The organism is Candidatus Fusobacterium pullicola, from assembly GCA_018883725.1.
Taxonomy (GTDB): domain Bacteria; phylum Fusobacteriota; class Fusobacteriia; order Fusobacteriales; family Fusobacteriaceae; genus Fusobacterium_A; species Fusobacterium_A pullicola.
In genome coordinates this window covers 1-14,659 of the sequence record JAHLFN010000035.1, presented here as the reverse complement: position 1 = coordinate 14,659, position 14,659 = coordinate 1, and the positions used below count along the sequence as shown (strand labels likewise).

General features: G+C 27.7%; 14 protein-coding genes, 1 CRISPR repeat array and 1 riboswitch. All 14 genes read left to right on the top strand.

Annotation, left to right across the window (positions count from 1 at the left end):
* Positions 1–305: 305 nt before the first annotated feature.
* Positions 306–1,022 carry a CRISPR-associated endoribonuclease Cas6 gene (gene cas6, locus IAA47_04145; GenBank protein ID MBU3842161.1) on the top strand — a complete coding sequence of 239 codons (717 nt, stop codon included), beginning with the start codon at positions 306–308 and terminating at the stop codon, positions 1,020–1,022.
* Between the two features lie 8 nt (positions 1,023–1,030).
* Complete coding sequence (gene cas8a1, locus IAA47_04140; protein MBU3842160.1) at positions 1,031–2,716, top strand: type I-B CRISPR-associated protein Cas8b1/Cst1; 1,686 nt, start codon at positions 1,031–1,033, stop codon at positions 2,714–2,716.
* A gap of 3 nt (positions 2,717–2,719) precedes the next feature.
* Positions 2,720–3,592 carry a type I-B CRISPR-associated protein Cas7/Cst2/DevR gene (cas7i, locus tag IAA47_04135; protein MBU3842159.1) on the top strand — a complete coding sequence of 291 codons (873 nt, stop codon included), beginning with the start codon at positions 2,720–2,722 and terminating at the stop codon, positions 3,590–3,592.
* Positions 3,579–4,337 carry a type I-B CRISPR-associated protein Cas5b gene (gene cas5b / locus IAA47_04130; protein ID MBU3842158.1) on the top strand — a complete coding sequence of 253 codons (759 nt, stop codon included), beginning with the start codon at positions 3,579–3,581 and terminating at the stop codon, positions 4,335–4,337. The genes cas7i and cas5b overlap by 14 nt, the downstream gene beginning before the upstream one ends.
* 16 nt (positions 4,338–4,353) lie before the next feature.
* Positions 4,354–6,675 (top strand): CRISPR-associated helicase Cas3', encoded by a 2,322-nt coding sequence (gene cas3, locus IAA47_04125; GenBank protein ID MBU3842157.1) that lies wholly within the window; start codon positions 4,354–4,356, stop codon positions 6,673–6,675.
* A 16-nt stretch (positions 6,676–6,691) separates the two neighbouring features.
* Positions 6,692–7,186, top strand: a complete 495-nt coding sequence (gene cas4, locus IAA47_04120) for a CRISPR-associated protein Cas4 (GenBank protein ID MBU3842156.1) — start codon at positions 6,692–6,694, stop codon at positions 7,184–7,186.
* 9 nt (positions 7,187–7,195) lie between these two features.
* Positions 7,196–8,170, top strand: coding sequence for a type I-B CRISPR-associated endonuclease Cas1b (cas1b, locus tag IAA47_04115; protein MBU3842155.1), 975 nt, complete (start codon positions 7,196–7,198; stop codon positions 8,168–8,170).
* A gap of 2 nt (positions 8,171–8,172) precedes the next feature.
* Complete coding sequence (gene cas2, locus IAA47_04110; protein ID MBU3842154.1) at positions 8,173–8,451, top strand: CRISPR-associated endonuclease Cas2; 279 nt, start codon at positions 8,173–8,175, stop codon at positions 8,449–8,451.
* 181 nt (positions 8,452–8,632) lie between these two features.
* Positions 8,633–9,738: direct repeats of the CRISPR family, unit length 30 nt; unit sequence CTTTATATTTAATCAGAGTGGAATGTAAAT.
* 83 nt (positions 9,739–9,821) lie between these two features.
* A riboswitch (FMN riboswitch) is annotated at positions 9,822–9,949 on the top strand.
* An 87-nt stretch (positions 9,950–10,036) separates the two neighbouring features.
* A complete protein-coding gene (ribE, locus tag IAA47_04105) occupies positions 10,037–10,498 on the top strand; it encodes a 6,7-dimethyl-8-ribityllumazine synthase (protein ID MBU3842153.1) in 462 nt (153 codons plus the stop codon).
* A 17-nt stretch (positions 10,499–10,515) separates the two neighbouring features.
* Positions 10,516–11,577 (top strand): bifunctional diaminohydroxyphosphoribosylaminopyrimidine deaminase/5-amino-6-(5-phosphoribosylamino)uracil reductase RibD, encoded by a 1,062-nt coding sequence (gene ribD / locus IAA47_04100; protein MBU3842152.1) that lies wholly within the window; start codon positions 10,516–10,518, stop codon positions 11,575–11,577.
* Between the two features lie 15 nt (positions 11,578–11,592).
* Positions 11,593–12,243 (top strand): riboflavin synthase, encoded by a 651-nt coding sequence (ribE, locus tag IAA47_04095; GenBank protein MBU3842151.1) that lies wholly within the window; start codon positions 11,593–11,595, stop codon positions 12,241–12,243.
* Positions 12,244–12,257: 14 nt separating this feature from the next.
* Positions 12,258–13,454, top strand: coding sequence for a bifunctional 3,4-dihydroxy-2-butanone-4-phosphate synthase/GTP cyclohydrolase II (locus IAA47_04090; GenBank protein ID MBU3842150.1), 1,197 nt, complete (start codon positions 12,258–12,260; stop codon positions 13,452–13,454).
* A 67-nt stretch (positions 13,455–13,521) separates the two neighbouring features.
* Positions 13,522–13,872 carry an Hpt domain-containing protein gene (locus IAA47_04085; protein MBU3842149.1) on the top strand — a complete coding sequence of 117 codons (351 nt, stop codon included), beginning with the start codon at positions 13,522–13,524 and terminating at the stop codon, positions 13,870–13,872.
* 138 nt (positions 13,873–14,010) lie between these two features.
* On the top strand, positions 14,011–14,659 hold a 649-nt coding region (locus IAA47_04080), incomplete at its 3' end, for a spore photoproduct lyase (protein ID MBU3842148.1).

Sequence of the window (14,659 nt, the reverse complement as noted above, 5' to 3'; positions counted from 1 at the left end):
CATATAGGACATTTAGGATAATTAAGTTTATGTTTAGCGCTGGACTCTTTAGTAAATTGCCTTTGGCAAGTTTTACAACGATATTTTTGTTGTCCTGTTTTATCTTTTTCATATTTAGATAAATCTTTAGAAAAACAATCAGGACAACAAATATTAAATTTTTTAGACATAGTTAGTAACTGCTCCTTTCATTTTAGGGGGGATATAATATTTCTGGACAATCTATTATACCTTAAAGGTTGGGAGTAGTTCACATAAATTTTAAGTTAACAGAAATATCAAGAAATTTGGGAGGAGAGATTTTTATGAGATTTAGTATTGAATGTATATTAGAAAAAGATGAAATTTCAACTTCTTATAATAGAAAAATATTATCTTTTTTTAAAAAAGCTTTAGAGGCTTATAATAAAGATATAAAAAAGTTCTTTTATGATGAGCCTATGGAGAAAGAGATGACTTTCTCTTGTTATTTTTTTATTGAAAAAATAGAAAATAATAAAATAAAATTAAGAGAAAATAATTTTAAAATTTTTATTACATTTAATTCTATAATTGATGGAATTCATTTTTATAACGCTTTTTTGGAAGCAAGAGAAAATAAAATAGAATTCAATATAGGAGATAATAATAGTTTTAAAATAAAAAATATAACTAAAATAAAAGAAAAAGAGATAAATGGTACTGCTGGAGCTTTTAAATTACTTTCTCCATTGGTGATAAGAGAAAAGCGAGAAGGTAAAAAAGATTGGTACCATTTTTTAGATGAAAAGGGAATAGAAGTATTGAAAAATAACCTATGTTATAGTTTAAGAGAGAAATTTTCTAAAGATATATTAGAAAGTTTGGAGATAATACCACTAGATGTAAAAAATGTTATTGTAAATTTTTATGATATAAAGTTTAATACTACAAAAGGATTAATAGCTTTAAAAGGAAATAGAGAGTTGCTAGATTATTTTTATAAATCAGGAATTGGAAGTAGGAAGTCAAGTGGATATGGAATGTTAGAACTAATGAGTTAGGTGGTTAGATGGAGATAAAAGTAGAACTTGGTAATTGGCAGTACAATGCTGGAATTGTTGGACTTTATGAAATTTTAAAATTTTCTAATGAAAATAGTGTGAAAATAGAAGAGAATTCAATAATTTTTGACTCTAAAGAGTTAGAAAGATTTGAGGAGAAATACTTTTCTTATTTAATAGATACATATCAAAAGGCACTCCCGTGGTATAGAGTTATTAATTATAAAGATAAAGTAGAAAAATTGCTACTTGATCTGGAGTTAGAAACTTTTGAAAAAGTTATAGATGAGAATATACTTGAGGATATGAATGCTTATATAAAAGGCATCCTAAAATATTATTTAAAATCGAAGAGTATAGTTTCAGCTTATGAATTTATTTCAGCAGATATAAATCCTTTAGAAATAGAGGGAGAGCTAAAAACTATTAACTTAAAGAAAAATGAAACAATACTTGATAAAAAAGAAGAAGTTTTAAGTAATTTGTATAATATAAAAAAAATTATAGAATATTTTGAACTAGAGCAAGCTAAAAAATATATAGCTGGAAAAAATATTATATATTCAATTATAAAAAATGGATGGAGTGGAGTCTGTTTTTTATATAGAATACCAAAGGAAAAAGATATTTACAAAGATTATAAAAATTATTTTGTAATGCCTGTAGAAAATTATCTACAGGAAGATAAAAGCAAGTATAAGTATAATTGTTTTAATTGTGATAATAAAATTAAAAATTTAGATAATGATTTTGGTTTTTTAGTAAATACAGGATTTGATGTAGCTAGAAAACCATCACATGTATGGAATTTTCAGAATGATACGGCTATGTGTCCAATATGTAGATTAGTGTATAGTTGTATTCCAGTTGGATTTTCATATGTTTATGGATCTGGTTTCTTTGTTAATGCTAATGTAAATATGAAAAATTTAATAAATATAAATACAAAAGTAAAGAGTGATATTTATAAAGAGAATAAAATATCTGGAATGTATAAAGTCTTAGCAAAGGAATTAAAAGAAGATATTAGATATGAATTAGAAGATATACAACTCGTAAGATATGATAAAGAAAAATATCATTTTAATATTTTATCTAAAAATGTAATAAGATCGATACAAAATAGTAAAGATGATTTTGATTTTCTGTTAGATGAAAGTTTTAAAGAAAATGGGGAAATGTATATATTGATAGATGAAGTAATGAAGAGGATATTGAATAATGAAAATCTTTTTTCTTTAATTCACAGAGTTTTATATTCTAAAAACTCTAAAAAAGATAAAAATTATGTAACAGTAAGTGGAATAATATCAATGCTGAAGATAAATTTTGAAATGTTGAAGGGGGCAGGATATATGGAAGATAAAGAGAAGGATATAATTATAAGAGGAAGAGTAGCTGGAAGAGAGCTTAGAAAAAAATATGTGGGAAAAGATGCTGAGCATAAAATATCAGGAATAGCTTATAGAATTTTAAATGGAATAAAAACAAATAATACAGGTATGACAATGGATACTATTATAAATAGTTACATGTATTGTAAAGAGCAAGTACCAAGTATAATTACTGAGATATTAAGAGATAATGAGCTTCATAGAACTATAGGATATGCTTTTGTAGCTGGATTACTAGGAAAAGACTATAATTCAAATGAAAATAAAGATTCTGAGAAAATAAATGGGGAGGAAAATTAGAATATGAAAATCAAAGGATTAACAATGACAATCGTATTTGAGGCAGAGAGTGCAAACTATGGAGAAGGAATTGGAAATGTTTCAACTTTAAAAAAGCTTACTAGAGGAAACGGAGATCAATATACGTATATTTCAAGACAAGCGGTAAGATACAATATTGTTGAACAACTAGGAGAACCCCTAGCACAAGTGGAATCTTCAGGTTCAGGAGACAAAACTGTCGTTCAATTTTCAGCAGATTCAACAATTAAAGATTACCCTGAGATAGATTTTTTTGGTTATTTAAAAACAGAAAAGAAAACAAATGGAAGAAAACGTTCAGCAGTAGTAAGATTATCAAATGCTGTATCAACTGAGAGCTTTAAGGGAGATTTAGATTTTTTAACTAATAAAGGATTAGCTGATAGATTAGAAAGAGATATGAATATAGCTCAAGCAGAGATCCATAAATCTTATTATGTTTATACAATAGCTATTGATTTAGATCAAATAGGAATAGATAAAAATTATGATATAGAATTATCAAAAGAGGAGAAAATAAGAAGAGTAGAAAAATTATTAGATACAGTAGCATTCCTATATAGAGATATAAGAGGAAGAAGAGAGAACTTAAGCCCACTATTTGTAATAGGTGGAGTTTATGATATAAAGAATCCAATATTTGAAAATCTAGTAAAAATAGAAAATAATAAAATTTTAGTTCAAGATATAGACTCTGGAATTTTCGATAATATGAGAGCTGATACTATTAGTGGAGTTATTGATGGAAAATTTGATAATACTCAAGAGATAAAAGATATATTACACTCTGAAACTATTCCTCAATTTTTCAATAGAATAAAAACAAAGGTAAGAGAGTACTATGAAAGCAATTAGGATGAAGATTAGACAAAATCTTCCTAATTATAAATATCCTACAAGTTTTCAGATAAAAGAGACTTATCCACTTCCTCCATATTCAACAGTGATTGGTATGGTTCATAATGCATGTGGGTATACAGAATATAAACCTATGAAAGTAAGTGTTCAAGGAAAATATCATTCTAAAACAAATGATTTTGCTACAAGGTATGAATTTAAGAATGGAGCTCCTTTTGAGGCGGATCGTCACCAGTTAAAAGTTGGAGATTATGGAATTTCAAGAAGTGTTTCTAATGTTGAATTACTATCAGAAGTTGAACTTTTATTACATATAGTACCAGAAGATCAAAGTTTAATAGATGATATATATAATTCATTATTATATCCGAGGGAGTATCTATCGTTAGGAAGAAGAGAAGATTTGATTGTAATTGAAGAATTGAAGGTAGTAGAGATAAAGTGTGAAAGATATAAAGAGGAGAATTTAAAGATATTTCAAGATTATAAAGCATATATTCCTGTAGAGTTTTTAGAGAGTAATAAGGCAATAATTGGAGGAGAAATATCAGAGATTGAGTTTAAAGGAACTATGTATAATCTTAATAAAAATTATAATTTGGTAAATGTAGGAACTACTAAATCTCCAAAAATATTTAGAAAATGGCAAAAAATAAAAGTTCGTTATACTTCAAATATCTCTTTATCAAGGAGAAAAGAAGTTGTTTTTGATGAAGAGAGAATACCAGTTTTTTTAGCTTAATAAAAGGAGAAAGTAAATGAGTAAAAAAGTGTATTTTGCAAAATCTAATCCAAAAGAAACACTACAAGCTCATACTGATAAATTATTAAAAAATTTGAATATATTAAAGAATTTGTATCCCAATTTATTTATAAATTGGGATATTCTATATATGTTAAAATTAGTATGTATATATCATGATATGGGAAAAATAAATGAAGAGTTTCAAAAAATGATAAATGGAAATAGAGTCAAACAATCTCTACCTCATGGAGTTTTTAGTTTATGTTTTTTAGATACAGATGATCTTTATGACGAAGTAGCTGATAGATTTTCAACTGAAGAAAAGAATGAAGAAATTATTGAGAAAAAAACTGTAAATTTAATAAAAATTTTGGTGAATGCAATAGCATATCATCATGAAAGAGAGATCCCAAAAGATTATAAGGAAATAATTACAAAGAATTTAGAAAGTTTACAAAGACAACTAGAAGGTTTTGAATATGATAAAATCAATATCAATAAAGTGAAAAATATAGATGATGAATATTTTACTTCAGGTAATAGAATTATGCCAAATAAAGATTCTGAAATATATGAAAAATATATTTTGATAAAAGGATTACTCAATAGAATAGATTATGCAGCAAGTGCTGGAGAAGAGATTGAAGTTGAAAAAGAAAATAATTTTTTAATTAGATCTCTAGATGAAATGTTGAATAAATGGAAAAATATAAATCCAAATAGTAGCTGGAATGAGTTACAAAAATATATGATTAAGAATAGAGATGAAAATATAATTGCTATTGCTCAAACAGGAATGGGAAAAACAGAGGCTGGACTTTTATGGATAGGAGATACGAAAGGATTCTTCATTCTACCACTAAAAACAGCAATTAATTCTATCTATTATAGAGTAAGAGATGGAATAGTGAAAGAGAACATAGAGGATAAAGTAGGATTACTTCATTCAGATACAAAAGATATATATATAGAAAATATTTCAGAAAGTGATATTTTTGATATATATTATGAAAGTACAAGACAATTATCACTTCCATTAACTATTTGCACTTTAGATCAAATATTTGATTTTGTATACAGATATAAAGGATTTGAACCTAAATTAGCAACACTTTCATACTCGAAAATAGTATTAGATGAGATACAGATGTATTCTCCAGAGTTACTGGCTTATGTAATAAAAGGATTAAAAGATATAACTAAAATGGGAGGAAAGTTTTCCATAATTACTGCTACATTTCCTAAATTTATAGAGGAGTTTTTAAGAAAAGAGGGAATAGAATTTAAAATTTCACCAGAATTTACAAAAAAAGATTTATCTTTAAGACATAAAGTAGAAGTTTTAGAGGAAGAAATAAATAGTGATTTTATTATAGAGAGATATCAAAAAAATAAAGTTTTAATAATTTGCAATACTGTAAGAGAAGCTCAAAAAGTTTTTGAAGAACTATTAGAAAAAATAGATGATAAAGAAAGGATACATCTTTTTCATAGTAAATTTATAAAAAAAGATAGAAAATTAAAAGAAAAAAGAATTCTAGAGTTAGGATCTAAAGAGAATAAAGATTATGGAATATGGGTAGCTACTCAAGTTGTAGAAGCCTCTTTAGATATAGATTTTGATATTTTATTTACGGAATTATCAGATTTAAATGGTTTATTCCAAAGAATGGGAAGATGCTATAGAAATCGTCCATTACAAGATGAAATAACAAATTGCTATGTGTTTATAGGTAATGATAAGCAGAAAAATACAGGAGTAGGTAGTGTAATTGATAAAGAGATATATTCTTTATCAAGGGATTATTTGAAAGAAAAACTTCAAGGAAGTTTAGATGAAAAGATGAAGATGTTAGCTATAGCAGAGCTATATACTACAGAAAAATTAGAAAAAACAGAATACTATGGACAAGTAAAACGTGTTTTAGAGTATTTAGATAAAATAATAGCTTATGAGTATGAAAAAAAAGATGTAAGAGAGATGTTTAGAGATATTACTAACTATGAAGTTATTCCTGAGAGTATATATGAAGAAAACAGAAGTGAAATAGAGAAATTGGAAGAAATAATCAATTTGGAATATACTCCAAATTTGGATAAAGAAAGTAGAAAAAAATTAAAAAAAGAGAAAATTTTAGCAAAAATAAGATTAAAAGAATTTACTATGAGTGTTTCTGGATATGAAATCGATAAGAAAGCTTTGGTTAGAAGTAAAATGTTAGAGTTAGGAAATTATGAAAGAATTTATATATTGGAATGTAATTATAGTTTAGAAAGAGGATATCAAAAGATTAAAATAGAAGAAGAGACAGTATTCTTAGATAGATGTTTCTAAGTAGTGGGGGGCTATTATGGAAAAAAATATATCTGGAACTATGTTTTATTATTATTTTGTGTGCAAGAGAAAACTTTGGCTATTTTCAAACGGAATTCAATTGGAGAATGAGAATGAAGATGTAAAAATAGGAAAGCTAATAGATGAAAATAGTTATTCTAGAGAATTAAAACATGTATTGATAGATGAAACAGTAAATATAGATTTTATAAAAGAATGGAAAATACTTCATGAGGTAAAAAAACAAAAAAGTGTAGAAGAAGCAGGAATTTGGCAATTAAAATATTATATATACTTTTTGAGAAAAAGAGGAATAAATATAGAGAGTGGCATTTTAGATTATCCTAAATTAAAAAAAAGGGAGATAGTAAATCTTTCAAAAGATGATGAAAAGAAAATAGAAAAAATACTTAAAGAGATAGATGAGATATTAAAGTTAAAAGAACCACCAAAAGTAGAAAAAATAAAGTTATGTAAAAAATGTGCATATTATGAATATTGCTATATTTAGGGGGATTGTATGGAAAATTACTATATTTTTTCAAATGGAGAGCTAAAAAGAAAGGATAATAATATTTGTTTTAATGATAGATTTTTAAAAATAGAGATGGCAGATAATATCTATCTTTTTGGTGAAGTAGATTTAAATACTAAGTGTTTGAATTATTTAGGACAAAATAAAGTAGCTATTCATTTTTTCAATTATTATGGATTCTATACTGGCAGTTTTTATCCCAAAGAAATTAATGTTTCTGGAAATGTTTTAATTAAACAAGTAGAATTTTATCAAAATATAGAAAAAAGATTAGAAATTGCAAAAGAGATTATAAAAAGTGCTAGTGATAATATTTTTAGAAATTTAAGATATTACAATGGTAGAGGAAAAGATGTAAAAAATCAAATGGAGCTTATAAAATCTTTACAAAATGAGATTGAAAAAGCTCAAAATATAAATGAATTAATGGGAGTAGAGGGAAATATTAGAAAAATATATTATTCTGCTTGGAATATTTTGGTAAATCAAGAGATAGAATTTGAAAAAAGAGTAAAACGTCCTCCAGATAATATGATAAATACACTAATTTCTTTTATTAACTCTTTAATGTACACCACATGTTTATCTGAAATCTATAAAACTCAATTAAATCCAACAATAAGCTATTTGCATAGTGCTGGAGATAGAAGATTTTCTCTTTGCTTAGATATTTCAGAAATTTTTAAACCATTAGTGGTAGATAGATTGATTTTTTCTTTGTTAAATAAAAACATTATTACAGAGGAAGATTTTGAAAAAGATTCAAATTATTATTATCTAAAGGATAAGGGAAGGAAAAAAGTTCTAGAGGAGTATGAGAAAAAATTAAAAAGTGTAATAACTCATAAAGAATTAAATAGGGAAGTAAGTTATCAATATTTAATTCGTTTAGAATGTTATAAAATAATAAAACATATTTTGGGTGATAAAAAATATGAAGGATTTAAAATGTGGTGGTAATTATGTATATAATTTTAGTATATGATATTAAATTAGATGAAACAGGAGCAAAAGTTTTAAGAAATGTTTTTAAGATTTGTAAAAAATATCTTAGTCATATTCAGAACTCAACATTTGAAGGGGAAATAAATATAAGTTCTCTAAATAAGTTACAATTTGAATTGTATAAATGGATAAGAAAAGATAAGGATTCTGTAATATTATTTAAAAGTAGAGATAGTAAATGGTTAAATAAAGAGTTTTGGGGAATGATAGATGATAAAACTTCTAATTTTCTTTAAAAAATTTGTCGACCATTAATAGTGTAAAAATAGTAGGAGAACGACAATGTAGAAAACTAGAGACTTTGAAGAAAAAAACTAAAAATTTTGAGTAATTATTGGTAAATTTTTTTATTATATTTTGAGGTAGACAAAAATGATAAGATAATGTAAGATAAAATAAGGAGTAGATAGATAACGTCTTTATATTTAATCAGAGTGGAATGTAAATCAATTAATAAAAAATTATATGACCTTTCAAAAAGGCTTTATATTTAATCAGAGTGGAATGTAAATATGTTAGATGGATCTGATTCATACTCAAAATATTTACCTTTATATTTAATCAGAGTGGAATGTAAATGTACCTGAAGTACCGAGTAAGAAACGACCTTCTATCTTTATATTTAATCAGAGTGGAATGTAAATATATGTAGCATTAAAATCAGGAGAAGTAAGTGCTAATGCTTTATATTTAATCAGAGTGGAATGTAAATTTGACCTTTACTTGCTTTAAAATATAATCTATCTGTTACTTTATATTTAATCAGAGTGGAATGTAAATGTTTGTAAATATTGTGGAAAAGAGTATGTTGAGAACTTTATATTTAATCAGAGTGGAATGTAAATGTACATCGCGGCTCCAGCCTCGCAAATATCATTTAAACTTTATATTTAATCAGAGTGGAATGTAAATGTAGGACAAAAATGTCCAAATGGTTGTGATTCAAGCTTTATATTTAATCAGAGTGGAATGTAAATGAAGAAATATTAGAAAAAATGGAAAATTTAAAATCAGAACTTTATATTTAATCAGAGTGGAATGTAAATTGGTAACAGTCTAGTATGAGCATATCATTGTCAGGTGTTCTTTATATTTAATCAGAGTGGAATGTAAATTAGTAGCATCCTATGGAGATAACCTGGTTGAAAAAGCCTTTATATTTAATCAGAGTGGAATGTAAATCAAAAAAATTATTCAAATGGGAATATCATGTTGAACTACTTTATATTTAATCAGAGTGGAATGTAAATAGCTTACCCCTCCTTTTATAGAAAATTTTATCATATTAACTTTATATTTAATCAGAGTGGAATGTAAATTAAACAAAGGCGAGTTTGTTTTATTCAATGATGAGGGCCTTTATATTTAATCAGAGTGGAATGTAAATCGAGTTAGAATATAGCAAGTATCACGTATATTATTTAACCTTTATATTTAATCAGAGTGGAATGTAAATGCCATTGCTATTACTGAGGCTATCGACCCCGCTATTCTTTTATATTTAATCAAAGTGGAATTATGAGTACTATATCTCCCAAAAAGTAATGTAAAATAAGTATTGACAAATCAAATTAATAAGCTTATACTTAAATTAGAATAATAAAATATATATCTTCAGGGCAGGGTGAGTGAGAGCAATTCCCGACCGGTGGTAATAGTCCACGAGAATTTTTATAATTCTGATTTGGTGAAATTCCAAAACCGACAGTAAAGTCTGGATGGAAGAAGAAAAGATGTCTGCAAAGAAATCTTATACTTTTTTAATATGCCCAGAGAGAATCTGGGCTTTTTATTTGTCCTGATAAACTAAGGAGGAAGAAAATGAAAGTATTACAAGGAAATTTTACAGGTAGAGGATTAAGAGTAGGTATAGTAGCAGCTAGATTTAATGAGTTTATTACTTCTAAACTTATCGGAGGAGCAGAAGATGCACTATTAAGACACGAAGTAGAAGCTGATAACATAGATTTAGCTTGGGTACCAGGAGCTTTTGAAATTCCACTTGTAGCAAAAAGAATGGCAGAATCTGGAAAGTATGATGCAATTATTACTTTAGGAGCAGTAATAAAAGGATCAACACCACACTTTGATTATGTATGTGCAGAAGTTTCAAAAGGAGTGGCAACAGTTAGCTTAAATAGCAATATACCTGTAATATTTGGAGTATTAACAACAAATAGTATAGAAGAAGCTATTGAAAGAGCAGGAACTAAAGCTGGAAATAAAGGTTTTGATGCAGCAGTTACAGCTTTAGAAATGGTAAATTTACTAAAGGGGATGTAATTATGGATAAAAAGTACATGGCAAGAGCTTTAGAATTAGCTGCTCTTGGAGAGGGAGCTGTAAATCCAAATCCTTTGGTAGGAGCGGTAGTAGTGAAGAATAATAAGGTTATCGGTGAAGGATATCATAAGAAATATGGTGGACCTCATGCAGAGGTATTTGCTTTAGAGATGGCAGGAGAAGAAGCAAGAGGGGCAGATATCTATGTAACTTTAGAGCCATGTTCACACTATGGAAAGACTCCACCATGTGCTAAAAAGATAATAGAAATGGGTATCAAGAGATGTATTGTTGCCTCTCTTGATCCCAATCCTTTAGTGTCAGGAAGAGGAATAAAGATGCTCCAAGAAGCTGGAATAGAAGTTATCACTGGAGTAATGGATAAAGAAGCAAAAGAACTTAATAGAGTTTTTATGAAGTATATATCAGAAAAAACATCTTATCTTTTCTTAAAGTGTGGAATAACACTAGATGGAAAGATAGCTACAAAAACAGGAAATTCTAAGTGGATTACAAATGAACTAGCTAGAGAAAAAGTTCAAAAATTGAGGAATAAATATATGGGAATAATGGTAGGAATAAACACTGTTATAAAGGATGATCCGAGTTTAACTGCAAGGATAGAGAATGCTAGAAATCCATATAGAATAGTAATAGATCCAAATTTAGATATACCTTTAGAGAGTAAATTTGTAAATTTTCAAGATGGGAAAAGCATAGTCATAACTTCTGAGAATAATAGAGAAAAGGAAAAAGTATCGGAATTAGAAGAAAGAAAAGTAAAGCTTGTTTATTTAGAGGGAACTGATTTTAAAATTTCAGATATTTTGAAGAAAACAGGTGAATTAGGAATAGATGGAATACTTTTAGAGGGTGGAAGTTATCTTATTTCAAAAGCTTTTGAAGAAAAAGCAATAGATGGTGGAGAGATATTCATAGCTCCAAAAATATTGGGAGATGAGAAAGCTATATCTTTTGTAAAGGGATTTTCTGTAGAAAATATAGCAGATGGATTTGAGCTGGAAAATGTAAAGATAAATAGCTACGGAAATAATGTATCTATGGAGTTTTACAGATAGAGAGGAGTGAGTGCTATTTTTACAGGATTAGTAGAAGAGATGGGAGAGGTTTTAGCTATTGAAAATGGTGAAAAATCTATAAAACTTAAAATAAAGTGTAAAAAAGTTTTAGAGGGAGCCAAACTAGGAGATAGTATAGCGACAAACGGAACATGTCTTACAGCCACAGAGTTAGGAAGTAATTTTTTTACTGCAGATTGTATGTATGAGACAGTAAAAAGAACTAACCTTAAAAGATTAAAGGTTGGGGATAAAGTAAATTTAGAAAAGTCAATAACTTTAGCTACTCCATTAGGTGGACATTTAGTAACTGGAGATGTAGATTGTGAAGGAAAAGTAGTATCAATAACTCCAGAAGGGATAGCTAAGATATATGAGATAGAAATAGAGAGAAAATATATGAAGTATATAGTTGAAAAGGGAAGAGTTACCCTTGATGGAGCAAGTCTGACTGTTATGAAATTAGGAGATACAACTTTTGGAGTTTCTTTGATACCTCATACACAGGAGATGATAACTCTAGGGAAGAGAAGAGTTGGAGACTATATAAATGTAGAGACAGATTTAATAGGAAAATATATAGAGAGATTTATGAAATTTCAAGATGAGCCTTCTGAGAAAAAAGAGGGAATTACTATGGAGTTTCTACTAAAAAATGGTTTTTAGAGGAGTGAATAATAATGTTAGATAGAATAGAAGAGGCTCTTGAAGAGTTAAGAGCAGGTAAAGTTATTATTGTAGTAGATGATGAAGATAGAGAAAATGAAGGGGACTTCATCTGTGCTGGAGAGTTTGCTACTCCAGAAAATATCAATCTTATGGCAACAGTAGGAAAGGGATTAATATGTATGCCTATGACTGAGGAGTATGCTAAAAAATTAGCTTTACCTCCGATGTGTTATGATAATACTGATAATCACAGTACAGCTTTTACTGTATCAATAGATCATATAGATACAACAACAGGAATATCAGCTTATGAGCGTTCATTAACAGCATTAAAAGCTTTAGATGATAATGTTAAACCTTATGAGTTTAGAAGACCTGGACATATGTTCCCACTAGTAGCTAAAAAAGGTGGAGTAATAGTTAGAAACGGACATACAGAGGCTACTGTTGACTTAATGAGATTAGCTGGTTTAAAAGAGATGGGACTTTGTTGTGAAATCATGAAAGAAGATGGAACAATGGCTAGATTTGATGATCTACAAATCCTAGCAAAAGAGTTAAATATGAAGATGATATCTATTGCTGACTTACAAAAATATATTAAAATGAATGAACAATTAATGAAAGTAAATGTAAGAGCTAAGATGCCTACTGGATCTGGAGAGTTTGAAATTGTAGGATTTGAAAATAATCTTGATGGAAAAGAGCATATTGCTTTAGTAAAAGGAGATGTAGCAGGAAAAGAGAATGTTTTAGTAAGATTACATTCTGAATGTTTTACTGGAGATATTTTAGGTTCTTTAAGATGTGATTGTGGTTCTCAATTAAAAAGAGCTATGAAAAGAGTAGATGAAGAGGGAGAAGGAGTTGTTCTTTATCTAAGACAAGAGGGAAGAGGTATAGGACTTTTAAATAAATTAAAAGCTTACACACTTCAAGATGAAGGAGCTGATACAGTAGAGGCAAATGTGGCTTTAGGATTTGCTCCAGATATGAGAGATTATGCAGTAGCTGTTCAAATGTTAAAAGCTCTAGGAGTTAAATCTGTTAGAGTGATGACAAATAATCCAGCTAAAATAGAGGCTCTAGAAGATTATGGAATGAAAGTAACAGGAAGAGAAGCTATTGAAACTGGATTTAATGAAACTAATGAAAAATATATGAGAACTAAAAAAGATAAGATGAGACATATGTTAACAAAAATTTAATAAAGATTGCTAAAAAACTTTAAATATTATATACTCTAGATAAGATAAAAAATGAGGGGGAGATAATATGAACCTAAATGAATTAAAAGATACTATAGATATAGATATTCAAGGTAGCTTAGCAAGATTTGGAAATATGGAAAGTTTCTATATCAAGTTTTTAAAAAAATTTATAGATGATAAAAGTTTCACAAATTTAAAAGAAGCATTAGAAAATAATGATATTGATAAAGTTGGAGTAGAAGCTCATACATTGAAGGGCGTATCTGGAAATTTAGGACTTAATAAAATTTTTCAATATTCATTAGAGATCATGAAGCTGGCTAAAGAGAAAAAAATTGAAGAGATAAAAGCTTTAGAAGGTAAGTTAGAAGAAGAGATGCAACTTGTAGTAGAAGCTTTAAAAAAGCTTGATTAGGTAAATTTTTATAGCTACATAGTATTTGATAGGGAGTTATTGCAAAGTTTATTGCTATACTCCCTTCTTTTAATTTTCTAATTGACGAAAGATAATAGGTAAGTTATACTTTTATTAAAAGATAAAAGAGGAGAGAAGATGATATATATTTCGGTAGCTTTAGGAGTAGAAGCTAAACCTATAATTAAGTATTTTAATTTAAAAAGAGATAATGAGATAAAAAAATTACAAGTTTTTAAAAATGAGAGAATTACTTTAATTGTAACAGGAGCTGGAGTCTTAAAAAGTGCTATAGCTTTAACTCACATACTTTCCCAAAGTGTGATAGATGAAGATGATATATTCTTGAATATTGGAATTTGTGGAGCTAAGAGTAGAAAATATCAAATAGGTGATATAGTATTATGTAATAGAATAATAAATTCTGAATTATCTAGAAATTATTACCCAGATATGGTATTTGAACATCCTTTTAAAGAGGGAAGCTTAGAAAGTTTTAATTCTCCTGTTTACAATGAAGAGGGTGTTATAGGGGAATTAGTTGATATGGAGGGAGCTGGATTATTTGAGGCAACTACATATTTTTTTGAAAGTTATCAATTGAGCTTTTTTAAGATAGTATCTGATTATTTAGATGGAAAAGTAACTGAAAAAGATGTGGAAACTCTAATTACCTCAGCTCTTCCAGAAGTAGATGGGTGGTTAAGAAAAAGAGAAGAGTTTAAAGTAGAGAGAGAGATTCAATTTTCATTAGAGGAGATTGAAGAGATAGAGAGAGTAAAAAGTA

Coding starts and splice junctions, on each gene's coding strand:
- cas6 (MBU3842161.1), top strand. CDS start 306: ATGAGATTTAGTATTGAATGTATATTAGAAAAAGATGAAATTTCAACT.
- cas8a1 (MBU3842160.1), top strand. CDS start 1,031: ATGGAGATAAAAGTAGAACTTGGTAATTGGCAGTACAATGCTGGAATT.
- cas7i (MBU3842159.1), top strand. CDS start 2,720: ATGAAAATCAAAGGATTAACAATGACAATCGTATTTGAGGCAGAGAGT.
- cas5b (MBU3842158.1), top strand. CDS start 3,579: ATGAAAGCAATTAGGATGAAGATTAGACAAAATCTTCCTAATTATAAA.
- cas3 (MBU3842157.1), top strand. CDS start 4,354: ATGAGTAAAAAAGTGTATTTTGCAAAATCTAATCCAAAAGAAACACTA.
- cas4 (MBU3842156.1), top strand. CDS start 6,692: ATGGAAAAAAATATATCTGGAACTATGTTTTATTATTATTTTGTGTGC.
- cas1b (MBU3842155.1), top strand. CDS start 7,196: ATGGAAAATTACTATATTTTTTCAAATGGAGAGCTAAAAAGAAAGGAT.
- cas2 (MBU3842154.1), top strand. CDS start 8,173: ATGTATATAATTTTAGTATATGATATTAAATTAGATGAAACAGGAGCA.
- ribE (MBU3842153.1), top strand. CDS start 10,037: ATGAAAGTATTACAAGGAAATTTTACAGGTAGAGGATTAAGAGTAGGT.
- ribD (MBU3842152.1), top strand. CDS start 10,516: ATGGCAAGAGCTTTAGAATTAGCTGCTCTTGGAGAGGGAGCTGTAAAT.
- IAA47_04090 (MBU3842150.1), top strand. CDS start 12,258: ATGTTAGATAGAATAGAAGAGGCTCTTGAAGAGTTAAGAGCAGGTAAA.
- IAA47_04085 (MBU3842149.1), top strand. CDS start 13,522: ATGAACCTAAATGAATTAAAAGATACTATAGATATAGATATTCAAGGT.